8 protein-coding genes and 1 pseudogene are annotated in these 18296 nt (G+C 36.5%); 4 read left to right on the top strand and 5 right to left on the bottom strand.

Going from position 1 to position 18296, the window contains the following annotated elements:
• Positions 1-184, top strand: a pseudogene (locus E4T68_RS09575) (IS30 family transposase); the annotation flags it as partial.
• Between the two features lie 178 nt (positions 185-362).
• Positions 363-833: a hypothetical protein gene (locus tag E4T68_RS06255; RefSeq protein ID WP_135125205.1), complete on the top strand. Its 471-nt coding sequence runs from the start codon at positions 363-365 to the stop codon at positions 831-833.
• 466 nt (positions 834-1299) lie between these two features.
• On the opposite strand, the gene E4T68_RS06260 is transcribed toward E4T68_RS06255, so the two are convergent.
• Genes E4T68_RS06260 through E4T68_RS06270 form a run of 3 tightly spaced genes read right to left on the bottom strand, consistent with a single transcriptional unit; the run spans position 1300 to position 3768 of the window.
• A complete protein-coding gene (locus E4T68_RS06260) occupies positions 1300-2091 on the bottom strand; it encodes an energy-coupling factor transporter transmembrane protein EcfT (RefSeq protein WP_135125207.1) in 792 nt (263 codons plus the stop codon).
• Positions 2081-2953: an energy-coupling factor ABC transporter ATP-binding protein gene (locus tag E4T68_RS06265; RefSeq protein ID WP_135125208.1), complete on the bottom strand. Its 873-nt coding sequence runs from the start codon at positions 2951-2953 to the stop codon at positions 2081-2083. The genes E4T68_RS06260 and E4T68_RS06265 overlap by 11 nt, the downstream gene beginning before the upstream one ends.
• Complete coding sequence (locus tag E4T68_RS06270) at positions 2929-3768, bottom strand: energy-coupling factor ABC transporter ATP-binding protein (protein ID WP_228099262.1); 840 nt, start codon at positions 3766-3768, stop codon at positions 2929-2931. Before E4T68_RS06270 ends, E4T68_RS06265 begins: the two co-directional genes overlap by 25 nt.
• Positions 3769-4536: 768 nt before the next feature.
• Between E4T68_RS06270 and E4T68_RS06275 the strand changes: the two genes are divergently transcribed.
• Complete coding sequence (locus tag E4T68_RS06275; RefSeq protein WP_135125210.1) at positions 4537-5112, top strand: N-acetyltransferase; 576 nt, start codon at positions 4537-4539, stop codon at positions 5110-5112.
• A 614-nt stretch (positions 5113-5726) separates the two neighbouring features.
• On the opposite strand, the gene E4T68_RS06280 is transcribed toward E4T68_RS06275, so the two are convergent.
• Both E4T68_RS06280 and E4T68_RS06285 read right to left on the bottom strand, forming a co-directional pair.
• Positions 5727-6614 (bottom strand): M15 family metallopeptidase, encoded by an 888-nt coding sequence (locus tag E4T68_RS06280; RefSeq protein ID WP_228099263.1) that lies wholly within the window; start codon positions 6612-6614, stop codon positions 5727-5729.
• A gap of 441 nt (positions 6615-7055) precedes the next feature.
• Positions 7056-7973 (bottom strand): HAD-IIB family hydrolase, encoded by a 918-nt coding sequence (locus E4T68_RS06285; protein WP_135125212.1) that lies wholly within the window; start codon positions 7971-7973, stop codon positions 7056-7058.
• 692 nt (positions 7974-8665) lie between these two features.
• On the opposite strand from E4T68_RS06285, the gene E4T68_RS06290 reads away from it, so the two are divergent.
• A partial coding sequence (locus E4T68_RS06290; RefSeq protein WP_167753845.1) for a DNRLRE domain-containing protein occupies positions 8666-18296 on the top strand: 9631 nt, incomplete at its 3' end.

Genomic DNA, 18296 nt, shown 5'->3' on the forward strand with positions numbered 1-18296 from the left:
ACGAGGGACTAATGAAAATCACAATGGTTTAATTCGAGAATTTTTACCGAAGGGAAAATCATTTAATTTAGTACCTATTCAAATGATAACAACTATACAAAATGCGTTAAATAATAGACCTAGACGTATACTAGACTATGATACACCTCATACTATGTTTAATCGTTTGTGTGCAACGACATAAACTATAACAGAATAGGTGTAACCGTAAAGGCTCGCTACGCTAATACCTTGACCGTTACACCTATTCCATTACAAAACAACTATGTCGCACACAGACATAGACTGTGACTTTAGTATTTTTCATGTACTGTTGCACTTGGCTTTACAATTCGAGGAAATGTTGGGAGGGAGAGTATTATATGGCAAAACGCAAACATAAAAAAAGTAGGTCAGGTTCTATTATCGCTATTGGATTAGTTGTTTTGGCAATAATATCTGTTGTCGTATTAATAAAAACTTTTTTAGAGGGTTCTAGTCATATTATTTCTACAGATGACTCTTCTAATAAAGGATTGATTCAACAGAGTAAAACAGTATCTGAAACAACCACGACTTCACGCGAAACAACACGAACAACAAGAAAAAGTACAACGGAAATGACGACTGAAACCTCAACAAGTCAGTCTAATCGAGAGCGATATAGATTAGAAGAAATCGGAAATTCAAAATTAGAATTTGGTACTTTAGACGAAGCACACGACTTTGCTGAAAAAATCGTGAATAACCCTAAAACTTTGGCAGAGCTCCAACAACGTGGATATAGTGGATACTCTATTCGTGCAGTACGTTGGTCAGATAATACCGTAACGTATACGATTGAATGGATTTAAAGATAAATACGTTTAGACACAGTATTTCAGTAAGTAGGATATGTAATATGTTGGTGTGATTGTAAGAAAAGTATGTAAGATGAAAAATAGATAAATCCGAATAAGGCTTGACAAAAACTATATTGTCTGAAGTCATATCTCTAAAGTTGCGAGAAATCGACGTTTATAGACGAAGATTTCCCGCAATGTTTTTACGCGAAGATTTTTTCCTAGTCCGATTTCTTTGATTGATAAAGTGTGTGGGTAAAATTTTTTGTTTACCCACACACTTGTTAAGTTTTTATTCACATGAAATTTTATCTGACAGTTAACATTTAACGACTTATATATAAAATGTCTGAGATTACTGTAACGATAAAATTTTTAGTCTTAGTATGAAAAAATTAGGGAAAGACATTATCTGTCAATTTATTTAAGCGGAGATACTAAAATTTTTCTTGTTTTTAACCTTTTCCTAGCTTTAGTGTTAAATTAACCAAATAATGCCAAAAAGTAATCCTATAACTAAAAATACACAAGTATCTTTGGTTTGCCAATGTAATTGACGATATTTAGTACGTCCGTTTCCGCCACGGTATCCTCTAGCCTCCATAGCATTTGCCAAATCATCGGCTCGTCTTAATGCACCTGCAAATAGAGGAACTAAAATAGGAATTGTGGCTTTAATCCGTTTTAAAACATTTCCATTATTAAAATCTACCCCTCTAGCACGCTGGGCATTCATTACAGTTTGTGCTTCATCTAAGATTGTTGGCACAAACCGCATAGCAATTGATAAGATTAATGAAATTTCATGGGCAGGCACGCCTACCTTTTCAAAAGGTTTTAACATGCTTTCAACAGAATCTGCAATCATTAAGGGATTAGTTGTCAATGATAAGATTGTTGACACATTGATAATTAATAAAAAACGAATAGTAATATATAATGCACTAATTATTCCATCAAGTGTTAATTTAATTATCCACCATTGAAAAAGTACGAATCCACTTGGAATGAAAACAAGTTGAAAAATCGCCGTAAAGAGAATGAGCCATTTCATTGACGATAAACTTTTTAATACAAAGGTTAAGGGAAGTTGTGTCAATGTAATTAGTCCTAAATTAAAGGCTATTAAAAGTGCGTAATCTTGAGGACCTTTAGCTGCGAAAATAACTAAGAAAAATAAAATGCTTCCCAATAATTTTGCACGTGGATCTAAAAGGTGAATGAGTGAATTTCCTGGAATATATCTCCCTAGCAATATGTTATTTTGCATAATTACCCCCTTTGCTCATCTTTGTTTTTAAGTAGGAAATAAGTTCTGTTGTTGTTAATATATTTTCTGGAACATCAATGCCCTTTTGGCGTAAGCGATACGCACATTCTAAAGCACTAGGTAGAGCAATATGATGTTCGCTTAACCATTCACGTTGGCTAAATATGTCTAAAGGGGTTCCGCATTTTATTAACTTACCTTTAGACATTACCAATACTTTGTCGGCATAATGTGCTACATCGTCCATTTGGTGTGTCACTAAAATAATAGTCATGTTGTGCTGTTGGTGTAATTGTTTAAATAAGTGCATCATATCGTGTCTTCCTTTTGGATCTAAGCCGGCTGTAGGTTCGTCTAGTACCAAAATACGTGGTTGAATGGCTAAAATGCCTGCAATAGACACACGTCTCATTTGTCCTCCGGATAATTCAAATGGAGAACGTTTAAAAAGATTTTCGCTTATTCCTACGGTTTTTAATGCTTCAATAGCTTTTTGTTCAGCAATTTCTGGAGTATCTCCAAAATTTAATGGTCCAAACATGACATCTTTCAACACTGTTTCTTCAAATAATTGAGATTCTGGAAATTGGAATACCACACCAACGTGTTGGCGTAAGGCTCTCAAATCTTTTTCTGGAGTTTCTGAATTAATCTCAAATGTGTGAATAGTCACTTTTCCTTGAGTAGGTTTTAATAGAGCGTTTAAATGTTGGATAAGCGTTGACTTTCCACTTCCTGTATGTCCAATTATAGCAACGTAATCTCCTGTATTTATTTGGAAAGACAGATTATTTAAACCAATATGCTCAAATGGGGTATGCTCATGATAAATAAATCCTACTTGTTCAAAATTGATTGACATAACCATTCCTCCAATTCTGATATTGTCATGTATTCTTTAGGGACAGCAATACCCTCCTTTTCCAGTTGTAAACGAACTGTTTCAGAAAAAGGGATATCTAGTCCTAATATTGCCATTTCCTCTGCTTGAGAAAATAATAGTTTAGGTTCTTTTGTATGAAGTAACTGACCTTTGTTCATGACAAACAAGCGATCCGCCATTCCAGCTTCTTCTACATCATGTGTTATAGATACAATTGTCAATCCGAATTCTTTTCTCAACTGTTGAACAGTTTCCATAACCATTAATCGTCCTTTAGGGTCAAGCATAGCCGTAGCTTCATCTAAAATGATGACTTTAGGACGTAAAGCTAACACACTTGCAATAGCAACACGTTGTTTTTGTCCTCCAGATAAGCGTGAGGGTTCTCTATCTTTAAATTCCCACATTCCGACTAAACGTAGAGCCTCTTTAACACGTTTTTTCATTTCTTCTAAAGGAACACCTTGATTTTCTAGACCAAAAGCCACATCGTCTTGAACAGTTGCTCCTACAAACTGATTTTCTGGATTTTGAAATACCATACCCACATGTTGACGAATATCCCATATTGTGTCCTGATTTAAGGGAATACCGTCAATGTGAATAGTGCCTTTATCGGGTATTAACAACCCATTCAATAATTTAGCTGTTGTTGATTTACCAGAACCATTATGTCCTACAATAGCAACCCATTCGCCTTTGTTTATGTGGAACGATACATCATTTAATGCTTTCGTATCTGATGTTGTCTTATCCGTTTGATATGAATAACTCACTTGCTTGACTTCAATCATTACATTCACTCCTTTCAAGATGGATTGCTTTAATCATTTTCTGTAACTACTCACTTCATTAGTAATGTTATTGTAACATACGCCGATTTATTATACCATTTTCAAAAAATTAGGTATAATAAAAAGCAAGATGAGAGGAATCTTAAGTTTATGAGTGCAGAAAAAGTGTATGAACGGATTACATGCGGTAAACGACACAGAGTTTTGTTAGCATTTGAGAGGGAACTATCTTTTTCAAGCGAATAGGAATGCGACTAGGTAGGATGAGAGATTTTTCGTGTCAGAAATGCTGAAAAATTTTATACGGAGAGTGACGTATACAATGAGTGTCGCTTTGCGGCAACAAAATATGAGCGGCAAGCAAAATTTTTCAAGTGAGTGCAAAATCGAACTCAACTAGGCAGGATAAGAAAAGGGTATGTTACGAACAATGCAAAAGTGTTGGAGAAACGGTAGAATGCAAGGTGGGATTAAGTCTACGACATCGAGGAGAGTCTACATTTTTTACTATATAGCAAAATAAAAAAATTAAATTTGAGTGCAGGTGTATACATCAAAACAGGTCATTATTTCGGTTGAGTTGTTATAATAAATTTTGGCATGAATGAAATTATTTTGACTCTTTAAGTTATAAGAGTATCTAGGTTAGGCAGAATATTTTTTGCATAGTGCTCAATTTATTTGTAAGCACCATACTCCTTGATTTGTTGAGTGGTTTGGTGTTTTGGAGAAAAAAGTATAAAAAATGAGTTTAAAAGGAGGTTTTTTATGTTACGTCAAGCAAAAGTAACTGATATATACGCTATTTATCCTTTGATTAATATTATTTGGGAAGATATGGATTTTCCATTAAAGCGTCTTTTACCTGATAAGATATTTCAGGATACTATGTTAAATCTTATGGCACTTCCGCATTCTAAATTTAGCTATACAAATTGCTGGGTTAATGAGGAGGAAACACACCATATTTCTGGCATTTTATACAGTTATGCAGGAGTGCGTGAGGCTGAGTTAGATGAACAGTTTTTTTCGTATATTGATACCCATTTTCCAGAGCTAAACATTCGGCAATATGCAGACAATAGAGAAGCACATGATGATGAATGGTACTTAGATTCTCTAGTGGTTGATTATCACTACCGTGGACGTGGGATTGCTAAAATGTTTTTTAAACATCTTCCTCTAGTGACCAATGCTACACTTATTGGGCTGAACTGTGATGTTCACAATCCTAAAGCGAAGTTGTTATATGAACAATTAGGATTTAAAACAACAGAAATGATGATGTTTTTGGGCCATGAATATTATCACATGCAAAAAGATATATCAGATGCTATGTTATAGTGAATAAAGGCATACTGTCTTGTGTATCCCTATAGAGAAAGGAATCGATTAATTGATTATTGGTTTGTTTAGCAATAATTGATGCCTATTCTTAACAATAGCTCTCATAGATATAGTTTATGCTCAACTTAAAATTTAGATGTATAACAAAGGCGAAAAATCAATGACATGTGCTAGCTTTAGTAAAGTATGGCAAATGGTTATAGTGTGTTTAACTTCTAGTTTATCGTGGGATATAAAGAATTGTGCTGATGAAACAATAGCCTATCAACGATTGATGCAAGAAAGGATTGCATAAAAAGAAAAAGGCTTTAAACAAAATCGTTTACGTCATTTCGATTTTGTATTTAAGCTGATGTTTAGGTGCTGATTTATATAGAACAAATTATATTGATGCAAAAATAGGAGTGTTTTATTTTCTTATATAGAAATAATCGTGTTAGCAAACAAAAAAGTTTGCTCACACGATTTATTGTGGGACTGGGAAAGCGTCTTAAAAATAAAAAACAGCTTATCATGACGTCATCAGAAACGTTGGCTCTAAGCTGTTTTCAATTTTCAAATGTTAATCGAAAGGTTAAAATTTTAGTTTTTACCAGTGCCACAGTGTTATTTTATTGTGCGTAATCTCCACCGGGTACACCGTAATATTCTTCTAAAGATAAACCTGATTGATAAATCTGTGTGGCATGTTCAACACTTCCAACATAGCGAAGATGCCAAGGTTCTGCTGAATAGCCTGTCACGTATTCTTTTCCTGCTTGATAGCGAATAATAAATCCATATAGATGTGCATGAGTTGCCAGCCAGTTCACTGCTTCTGTATGTGATGACATATTTCCATCACCTAGCAACTCTCCGTTTGATGTTTTCAAATCATAAGCCAGCCCTGTTTGATGCTCACTATGACCAGGGCGAGCAGAATACGTGTCGGCGGCTTGTTTACCATCACGGTACACATAATTATTATACAAGTTTTCTTGAACATAGTAAGAACGGTATCCACTATATGAATTGCTAATATCGTAACCTAAATTTTGCATATCTGTAATTAATTTGACGAGATGCACACGTGCTTGCTCATCTTCTCCAGGTGCATAATCGGCAGGCAAGGCGTGCTTTTTATTCACAATAACGGAATAGCCTAAAGATAAATCTGCCATACCTACTTTATTTTCAGCTGGAGGAGTTGATTCATTTGACTGTTGCTTAGGTTCTTGTGATGTTTCTGTTTGGCTAGATGTTATGTATTCATCATGTTGACGTTTTTGAATAGGCAAACTTTGCTCGTGTTCAGTTGAACTTGTTGTGACAATACTGCTTTTTATTGCTGTACTTTCTGTTTGAGTAGTGGTTTCAGTCAGTACACTCGTCATCATTTGAGTATTTTGTGTACGTACAGTGGATTTTGTTTGTGTCGTAGTTATTTCTGGGTTATTTGATTGTGTACAACCTGCTATGGCCATAACACCAAGTAGGGCATAAACTATTTTTTTAGACATGTTCACTCCACCTTTCTAATTTACCATAATACTTCGATTATATTTTTCATTTTACGCTCGTTTTCATTACGGGTCAAGAAATACTCATATTTTGTAAGTATTATTAACTCATTTGAAATTTAATATTAACAATTGTAAACTCTATACTAATTATACCATAATTATTAAGCCAACATGAAGAAGATTATCAATAAATTATATTATTGTTATATAAAAAATATATCAACACCATTGGGATGGAGTTGATATATTTGAGTACGACATACTTGTCGTACTCAAAATCAATCCTCGCAAAACGAGGACTGATTTTTTGCTTAGATTTATCTCGAACGACATGCGTTAAAAGTTGATCGAATCGCCGTGTGCGAAACGGCATGCACGGTGGTGTGAGAGGAGCTAGAAAATAGTCTTACTCAATTTGTCTTTCATGTACTTATGTGTTTAGACACTTGTCTTGTGGTATTTTTGTCGGACACGTTGAATTAAACGATACCGTTTTTTAGGTAACTTATAGGCATGTAACCATGCTAAATGGTTTGTTGTGAGTAGACGATATAAACATTTTTGAACAGCTTGTTCTTGATTACTTTCGATTTGATAACGTGTAATTAAAGCTAATTCACTATCTGCGTTTTTCATACTCACGCTATATAAAGTCTCATACATCATAGACCAATCATTCAAACTATCTCCAAAGCAAATCGTTTCTGATTTTTTTATGCCATAGCGTTTTTGAAAAAATTGTATGGCACTCCCTTTTCCGCCTTGTTTATTATATACGTCAATCCAACTATCTCCGCTTGTCACAGCTTCAATTTTTTGAGATATTTTTTTCAATTGTAATGTGATAGCCTTATTTTGTGCTAAACTATGATCACTCATAATCGCCAATCGCACAATATCTTCGTCATAAGGAATCTCCTCTAACGTTGAAATTTTGGTGATTTCTTGATTGTATCTTAGAAATGTCTTTTCAGCATGACTAGGAAGTGTATCTAATGAATAAACTGTTTTAGACGTGCTGATTAAATAATAATAGCCATCTAACTGATTAATATAGGCTACAATACGTAAAACATCTTCCCTACATAAGCGTTGGCTAGCCAATATAGTATTTCCTTTCACGATAAGATTTCCGTTATCTCCTGCTAAATAAATCTCCGCTAAATCTTCTTTATCAAAAAAAGTTTGCAATTTATCATAACTATTTCCGCTCGCAATGACTAGCACGCGATTTGTTTGTTTAATATGTTTCATAATTTTTTTGAATAAAGGCACATCATACGTCTTATCCTGTCTTAAAAAGGTTTCATCCATATCAATGCCAATTAACTTAATCATCATTTCGCCCACTTTCATTTATTTTCATTGATTATATCATAGATTAGAATGCTTTGGAAAATATATAGGTAAAAATTTAAGTAGAGTTGAGTGTGTTAGAGATGAAAAAAATGCTAGTTCAATGGTATGTTGAAGATATGTGAAAAAAAGATATAACAAGAAAAGTTAAGCCTAAAGAAAACGCAGAAAAATTGAGATAAAAAACACAAAAACTATTGAATAATGTAGGTCAATTATTTATAATATCAGTGAAATATACAGGTATGATGTAAATGGTAGAGCGATGACAACAGAATAAGGTAGGGTATTGATTAGTGACAACATAAAATAAATCCAAGAACAGTGTAAGCGTTTTTTGAGAGTGTTTTGTGAAAAACTGATGTATTTAATGATAGGACTAAAATATTAAGGAGGTTAAGTGAGATAGAAAGAGAAACTTTTGTGAAGTCATTACTATATGGTGAAGGTTTCAATAGGATAATGAATATATACAAAAAAGATTTAGGTTAGTATAGGGGAAATAAAGTGACATGATATTAATAAAGGTCAGATTTATCTTTTTTACGGTAAGAGGATTTGAGACATTATTGTGTTTGGAGTGAGGCATTAATGGAGATTGGGTATTCCTTTAGGAAAAATAGGATTAAAAATTGTATGAGGATCAACTTATATATTTGATCTAAAAATGTTAAAACAAGGGGAAAATAGAGATGAAAAAATTAAGAAAATGGCTAACTGGACTTGTTTTAGTTCAGGTATGTTTAGCAAATAGTCCGCTCATTTATGCAGAAGACTTGGTACAAGTTATTGTAAACGAACAATCAAAAAACGACTATGAAAAATCTTTAGAAAAAGTTAAGGAACAGGTTGTTGGGCAGACAAATGTGAATGCACATGAATTATCCTCTGTTACAAGTTTTCCTATAGAGGAAAATGAAGTTATTGAACAGCCAAAAATAGTAGAAAATCGTATATCCAACAAAGAAGAACACTTAAAGCAACAATACGGAGAACCGGTTTTAGTAAGTGGTCAAGAACAAGTGTTTCGTGTTGATGACACGCATTTTGTGACGCATATTGGTAGTGAAGTCAAAACGTATGTAGACGAAGACGGGAAAGAAGTTCCTGTAGATTTGACACTATATACCTACCATAAAGATGGGAAAGCCTATTACTTGCCTAAGGAGTCTCCAGTAGGGGTTGTCCTGCCAAGCCAAGTTAGTCAAGAAACTCCAATTGATATTACGCACAAGGAAGATAAAATATCATTATATCCACTTTCCAAAGTGTATAAAAAGGCAACAGTAGCAAAACATGCGATTTTATACAATAATGTAGATGGTAAGACTGACGTGCAGTATACTGTGCAGTCTAATGGAGTAAAAGAAGAAATTGTTCTAGAAGAGTGGAACGGAGAGAACCGTTTTTCCTACGGGTTAGATGCTAAAGCGTATGATGTTCAATTGGTAGATAAACATGTACAAGTTCGCCAAAAAGGAACAGAAAACGTGCTGTTTGTGTTGAATGCACCTATTATGGTAGATAGTGGCGGACAATATAGTCAAGAAATTGATCTAGAATTAGTTTCAAAAGGGGATAAGTATGAACTGACAGTTGTTGCAAGTAAAAAGTGGTTGAGTGCTAAAGAGAGACAGTATCCAGTTCGCATTGATCCAACCATTACAGTACCTAAAGAAAATATTTTAGATAGTGTAACAAGTACGGTACATGGACAATATAAAGGTGTATCTTATGGGTATGTTGGGTATATGACGGCTGCACTAATGGGATTAGAAGATGAGCCTGATGTAAAAGATATAGGACGTAGCCGAATGTATTTTAAAGTCAATTATGACTTTGCCAAACACATTCCTAAAGAGGCAAGAATAGACAGTGCAACGTTAAATTTATATGAATATACTGCACCCGGATCTCCTCATACACAGTTTGCTGCATATCGTTTAAAGCAAGACTTTGATATTCATCAAGTAACGTGGCAGTCTTCAGTCAATCTTGAAAAAGAAATCGCTGGTGAGCAGGCAATTAGTGGGAAAAAAGTTGGAATGCACCAATTTGATATTCGTGACACTGTTAATGGCTGGGTGCAAGGATTATTTCAAAATTATGGGTTGGTAGTGGCTGCAATTGATGAACAATCAGATGGAGGAGCATTCTACACAACAGAGGCTAATGCAGATAATGCAGGACAATTTGGTTTCACTCCAGATAAAGCACCCAGTTTAACAATTCATTGGTCTGTGCCTGATCCAGTAGATATGAATTATCCACTAGACAAAACAACAGTAGTTCTTCGCCCATTAGTAAAAACAAGTCGAACGGGACAGAGCCAATTTCAAGGAGTATTTGCAGATGGTGTAACCACACCTGCTGCTCATGTCATTTACCGTTTAAATGAGTCAAGCAAGGGATATGCTGGGATAGTTCCTGCAAGTTTTTCGTATCAATATCCAAATACAGATTCATTTATTGCTGCTTTTGAAAAAGGGACCACGGAGTATAAGGATAAACTATCGAATTGGCAGACGTTAGTACCTTTTACAGATCCTGAATTAAATACGTTATATGCAATTGAAGCAGAAAGTCAAAAAGATAACCAGCGTAGTGGTATACAGACGAGTGACAATTTTATTATTTATAAAGTAACGCAATATGATACATTGCCTAAAATTGCTGCTTATTATGGTGTGCCATTATCACGTTTAGCTGCAGATAACAAAATTCAGGATGTGTTGGCTATAAAAAATAACACATTATTTATCCGGAATCCGAAAAAACATGCCACACAACCGTATAATCCACCACAGTTAAATGATAAAACAAAAGCTGAAATAGATAGTTTGTTAATGGGTAGGGGATTGCATTGTGAATTTGGTTTTGAACCGATTAATTTAAATACTGGGAACTTTTATTTAGAAAGAACGGATGTATCCATTCCCGATAGACATGGAAAATTCGATATTGTACGTGCGTATAACGCAAAAGCTGCACAACAAAACAGTTTATTTGGACGTGGCTGGTCTTTTGCTTTCAATGAACATATCACATCAGATGAGAAGGGAAATGTCTATTATACACGTTATGATGGATCAACAGTCATATTCAAAAAAGAGGCAGATGCCTATCAAGCACCAGCAGGATATGATTTAACGTTAAGAGTGGAAACAATCGCACATAAAAAGGCTGATTTTGGTGAGGGAGAAGAAGAGTATGCGATTAAATCTTATCATGTGACAGATACTAAACATCAAGAAAAAGTCTTTAATTTTTATGGATTGTTAGAACGTCAGCGTGATGAAAAGGGGAATGAAACCCGTTTGATGTACGGGGAAAATGGAGATTTAACACAAATTATTTCGCCAACAGGGTTAACATATCACGTGACATTGACAGAAGAAGGGTATATTGGATCTATTGGCTTACCAAATGGACAAACGTTAACGTATGCTTATGATGATAATGGGCGATTAATCACGTATACAGATGCAACCGGAGTGCCTACGCATTATGAATATGACGATAAAGGCTTGATGAGGGCATGGTATGATGGAAACGGGACAAAGGTTATTGAAAATGTTTATGATGATGAGCAACGTGTCATCAAGCAAACGGATGGAACAGGTGCAGTATCAACTCTAGCCTATCAAGATGGACAGACGATAACAACAGATGCCAATGGACAAGTGAGTATTTATACGTATGATGATGCCTATCGTACAACGGGAATAACGTATCCTGACGGGACTAGCATACGTAAAACTTACGATAAGGCAAACCGTTTAGCAAGTGTTACAAATGAGTTAGGGCAAACAACGCAATATACATACGATGAAAAGGGAAATATGCTGACTGAAATGCGTTTTGACGGTGCGCTCAAAACGATGAGATATGATGAGAATAACCATATGTTGTCTGTTGTTGATTTTAGTGGGAAAGAAACAGCTTATCGCTATAATGAACACGGCGATTTAATCCAAACAACGCTAGCGGATAATAGTCAAATTCACTATACGTATGATGAGTATGGTCGTCCATTAACATTACGTGATGCAGAAGGTGGAGTGTCAAGCTTTGTCTATGAGGGGGCTAATCTTGTTCAAATGACTAATGCACTAGGAGGGACAACAAAGTTTGCCTATAATGCACATAATCAATTGATAAGCATGACTAATGCCTTAGGTGGAGTGTCAACCATGACGTATGATGCCGAGGGGAGAAAACTCAGTGAAATAGATGCTGATGGTGTTGGAACAACTTATACATTTGATAAAGCTGGACAAGTGATTGGTGTGACAAATGGTAATGGGTATACAGATACGTTTACGTATGATGCCTTTGGCCGTAAAATTGCTAGTACAACAAGTGAAGGTGGCAAATATACGTATACCTATGATGGTGTCGGAAATTTATTACAATTAACAGATGCTAATGGTCAGACGACGTCTTATACATACGATAAGAGAGGGCGTTTGTTGAGTGAAACAGACGCTAGTCAACACCAAGTCGTATATACTAGAGATGCATTAGGGCGTGTGATTAGCCGTAGAGATGAATTGGGGCAAACAAGTCATTTAACGTATGATGAACGTTTCCAACAGATTGCTACGGTAACGGATAATTTAGGACAAGTGACAAAGACGAGCTATCATGCATCTGGTCAGGTTGAAGCGATTCATTATCCAATAGGTACACAAAAAACAATGACTTATGATAAAGTAGGTCGTATCATTTCGCAAACTAATGAAGCTGGACAAGTGACAACATATCAGTACGATGCAGCCGGTCGGAAAACACAAGAAACGATTGGAGAAAGAACAACGCAATACCGTTATGATGCAGCTGGACATATTATTGAGCTTGTTACACCTGAACAAACCACTATCCAGTATGCCTATGATGCAATGGGCAATATTGTTCGTATGACAGATGCCAATGGGCAACAAACGACGTATCACTATTCTCCAGCAGGGCGTTTAGTTGGAATAAAAAATGCCTTAGGGCAAACGACAACGTTAACGTACGATAAAAACGGAAATCAAAATAGTGTGACAGACGCAGCAGGATATACAGCAACTAGACGGTACAATGGACATAATCAAGTTGCACAAGTAACAGATAGTTTAGGGAATACAACAGAGTTTATTTACAATGCAATGGCACAATTGACATCTGTGACCAATGCATTGGGTGGCAAAACACACTATACGTATAATGAACTAGGGTATCCCGTTGCTATCACTGATGCTAATGGACAGACAACAACTTTACAATACACCCCAACTTCTCAATTGCAAACAGTAAAAAACGCAGACGGAACAACAGTGACACAAACGTACGATGCGTTAAATCGTTTGATAAAACAAGAATATACGAATGGGTTAGTGACGGAATATGAATATGATGCGTCAAATCGAGTCATTGCTAAGCAGGACAATCAAGGCGTACATGAAACGTATACGTATGATAATTTGGGTAATCGTTTGAGCATGACGAATAGCTTAGGTGAGACAACAACTTATCAGTATGATGCGTATAATCAGTTAACGCATATTCAATACCCTGATGATAGGACTGAACAGTTGACTTACGATCAAATGGGACGTATCGTAAACGTACGAGATGTTGAAGGCAAAGACACTCAGTATCAGTATGATGCCAATGGAAATTTAATCCATGTTAGTGATTCAGCTAAGAGGGAACAACGCTATCACTATGATGTGCTAAATCGTGTTGTATCGGAAACAAATGCAGAAGGGCAAATGACCACTTATGCCTATGATGTGCTTGGCAATCTTGTTCAACTCACAGATGCCAATGGAAACAGTAGTTATTATGGCTATAATGCAAACCAACAATTAATCTATTATAAAGATCCTAAAGGACAAGAAAGTGCATTAGGCTATGATGCTTTAGGGCGACTGATAGAAACAATAGCTCCATTAGGTGTTACACAACGCTTTACGTACGATGCCGTGGGAAACCGTTTGAGCATGACAAGTGGAGAAGGGAACACCACTCATTATACGTATGATGTGATGAATCGTTTAGCAACAATGACTAAGGCAACCAGGGGACAAACGCAATACCATTATGATAAGAATGGCAATTTAGCCAGCCAAATAGATCCTCTAGGGCAAGAAACAACGTATCAGTATGATTTATATGGGCGAGTAGTTGAACGCCAATTACCTAATCAGGCTACTTTTACGTATCAGTATGACGTTCTAGGGCGTTTAATCAAACAAACAGCACCTCAAGGGTTACTGAAACAGTATACGTATGATATTTCAGGGAATATCATTCAAGAAACCGATCAATCTAATCGCCAAACCCATTACACGTATGACGTAGCAGGTCGTTTGCTAAGTGAAAAGAATGCACTCGATTTAGTGACTACTTATGCCTATGATGAGCAAGGAAATTTATCCCAAGTAACCCAGCCAAACGGAGCAAAAACAACGCTTGATTATACGACCTTAAACCAATTAAAAACCATTACCTCGCCAACTGGACGGACATTACAATATACGTATGATCCAGTAGGGCAATTAACGAAACGAACAGTTAATGGGAAACGAGAAACAACATATCACTATGACCCTAATGGAAACCTTGAAAAAACCGTCAATCCTTTAGGGCAAGTACACCAAAAACATTATGATGCGTTAAACCGCATAGTTGGACAGACTGACATCTCTGGACAAATGACACAATATACATACGATAAGGACAGCCGTGTACAAACTGTGACGAATGCATCAGGTAGTAAAGTAGCATTCACGTATGACGGTAATGGGAATATCACGCAAGTCAAATCAGGACATGAACGTTTACGGACGTATACGTATGATGCAGCAAATCAATTGCTTAGTGCTACAACTGGAGTAGGAGATAAAGCCTCAACGACCCAATATACGTATGATCCAGTGGGAAATATCACATCAGTGACCGATGGAAACGGTAAAGTGACACGTTATACGTATGACCAGTTGTCTAATCTTGTGTCTAAAGTAGGTGCTTTAGGTGACGTTGAAACGTATACATACGATATAAACAATCGTCTTTCTCAGGTGAAAAAGCCAGATAATCAAACTATCCACTACGACTACAATAAATTAGACCAACTTTTGACAAAGAAAACATCACGTGCAAGCGACGGACAAGTCATGTATGCGTATGATACGGCTGGACGTCGAGTAGAAATGACTGATTTAACAGGAAAAACTCAGTACGTTTATAATGATGAGGGGGAACGCATTGGTGTTCGTCAAGGTGATGGCAGTCTTATCCAATACACTTATGATGAATTTGGGAATGTCCAAACACTGACGTATCCTGACGGTAGTCAGGTCCATTACACGTATGATGAACTGGATAGATTGCTTACAGTAACCGATATGCATGGGAAAGTGTCCACGTATACGTATAATGAATCAGGGGATATGATTAAACTGATTAGAGGTGATGGCTCTTATAGTGAGTTGACTTACGATATGGCACACCGTGTGGATAACATTAGGCACTATGATCGTCAGAAAAATCTTATTTCAGAGTATGCTTATACGTATGATGATGGTGATTTTATTGAGAGTGAAACCATTACTCAAAACAATCAAACGCTTAAGCAAACATACACCTACGATAGTTTAGGGCAATTAAGCACAATGACTCTTTTGGATAAACACGATAAAGAGCTAACACAATTAAGCTACACCTACGATTTAGCCGGTAACCGATTGACGAGTACAGAAATCACAAATGGACAAAAGCTAACGACAACATATACGTATGACGACAATAATCGTTTAATTCGTCTTGATAATCCTGATAAGCACATCACGTATACATATGATAGCAATGGGAATAGAATTAAACAGTCAAGTTCATCAAATGGACAAGGGATAAGTTTAGAGCATAACGAATCAGACAGATACCCACTTGAAGAGCATGCTCTGGGAAGTGAAGTACATAAAACAGCTAACGAGGAGCACGTTTTAAATGACGGAGCACAATCTGCAGATGTAGAGCATGTGTTGACGAGAAAAGCACGTGAAGAAAACAGTGAGGGGTATAGTGCCGATATAAACAGAGCGCTTGATAAAGTAGAGAATAGTTCTCAACATCAATTTGACACACAAACGGAGCATGCTGAACAAAAAATTGGACATTCGGGTACACATACATCTGAACACGTAGAAAATGCCGAGGAAATACTCGAATATATTTACGATACGGATAATCGCTTGTTAGCAGTCAAAGATAGACAAGGTCTACTGTTTGCTGCACTTTATGACGGCGAAGACAACCGTGTCTTTACAGCCAGCCGTACAGAACAGAAAAATACCTATCAGCTATTTCAAAGAAAAGTAGGCGAAACCAAAACAGGCACTCATCAGAAAAAATCGCCTGAAACATTTGCAAACGGACAAGAACATTCTGTATTTTGGTATGGCTTTACACAAGGTGTGATTCAATTCTTTTCTGCCTTTGGAACCTCTCAAGGACACGAGTGGATAGAGACATTTGATACAATCTCAACAGCTTATCATAAGAAACTAGCTAAAGATAAAGCAAGTAAAGAGGGGCTAGTGGTTAATCCTCCTCATTTAGGGAACTTACCAGGAGAAGATGAGGTGACTTATGCCAGCCAAGTCAAAGACATCTTAATTCCGTATACTACACGAGAGGATACGTTTAACTATTATGAGGTGCGTAATTACGTCAATGATGTCAATCGTTCGCATACTCAGGTCTTACAAACTTATGATAATGACTTGAACGCTAGAGAAACCTATACTTACGGGATAGAGCGACTTAGTGGTCTACATCATAAAACGAATGACCACTTTAACTATTTAACCAATCAATCTGGATCAGTTGTGGGACTTACGCAACATGGAAACGCTATTGGAACACAACAGTACTTGCCATTTGGACAGCTCACGAGAAGTGATAATCAAAGTAGCACAGCGATTACTCAAGTATTCCATTATAATGGTGAAGCTAGAGATGTTACCGGACTGGACTATTTAAGAGCACGGTATTATGATAGCTATGCAGGAACTTTTATCACTCAAGATAGCTACGCAGGAGCACTCAATAATCCACTAAGCCAAAACAGATACAGTTATGCACAAAATAATCCGATTAACTTTATCGATCCAAGTGGGCATTTTATTGATGGACTTATTAAAGGTGCACAAAATATATGGAATGCGGGTAAAAAGGCTGTCGGGAATATATGGGATGCTGGAAAAAGAGCCGTTAGCAATGTTTGGAATGCCGGGAAAAAAGTGGCTAGTGATATATGGAATGCAGGAACTAAACTTGTAGGCGATGTTTGGAACGCCGGAGCAAAATTTATTGGCAATGTGTGGAATGCTGGAGCACAAGTTGTGAATAATGTTTGGAATGCAGGCGTAAAACTTGCAAGTGATGTCTGGAATGCAGGGACAAAACTGATGCATGATGCATGGCAAGGCGTTCAACAGACGTATAATTCTGCTAGTAAGTTTGTTGTGCAGACTTATAAACAAGCTGAACAAGTGGTATCTAATGTATGGGAACAAGCCAAAGCTACAGGAGAATCTGTTTATAATTGGGGCGTGTCTAAAGCAAGAGAAGCTGGTCAAATTTTCCGTAATTGGACCAAATCTTTAGAGGAAACGATAAGACATGTCTGTGAAACAGCAGAAAATGTCATTGAAGCAACCGGAAACTTTTTAAAAAATGTTGACTGGGCAAAAGTCGGTATTATTACGGCAGCAGCAGTTACAGCGATAGCGGTAACCTACTTTACTGGAGGTGCAGCAACACCTTTTGCATTAAGTGCACTTGGGTTTGATGCCATGGCAGTATCAACTGGTGCAGTAACCTTAACGTTATCAGAGTCAATTGCCGTAGGTACTATCGTTGGATCGATTAGTGGGGCTGCAGGAGGGTTTTCTTATGAAATAGTATCAGGTACCTTAGAAGGTAAACCGTCAGAAGAAGTACTGGGTAATGCTTTGTCTGGTGCAGTAAGAGGAACGGTTACAGGAGGTATTGGTGGGGCATTTTCGCCAATTATTAACCAAGTAACGAGTGCAATCAGTAATCCTATTTCTAAATACGTTGTAGAAACTGTAGCAGAAACCGGTGTAGATGTTCTCAAAGACGTTGTGCTAGGGAATGAGATTACTCCAGAGAGTGTGGTATTTAATCTTGGCATTAATGCGGGATTAAACGCTGTTGTAGGGAAGATTAATCAAAGCAAAGCTAATCCAAATGATGATATACTAACGAACAATCCAGCTGAAAAATATACGAAAAAACTAATGGATT

Source organism: Granulicatella sp. WM01, assembly GCF_004570605.1.
Lineage (GTDB): Bacteria > Bacillota > Bacilli > Lactobacillales > Aerococcaceae > WM01.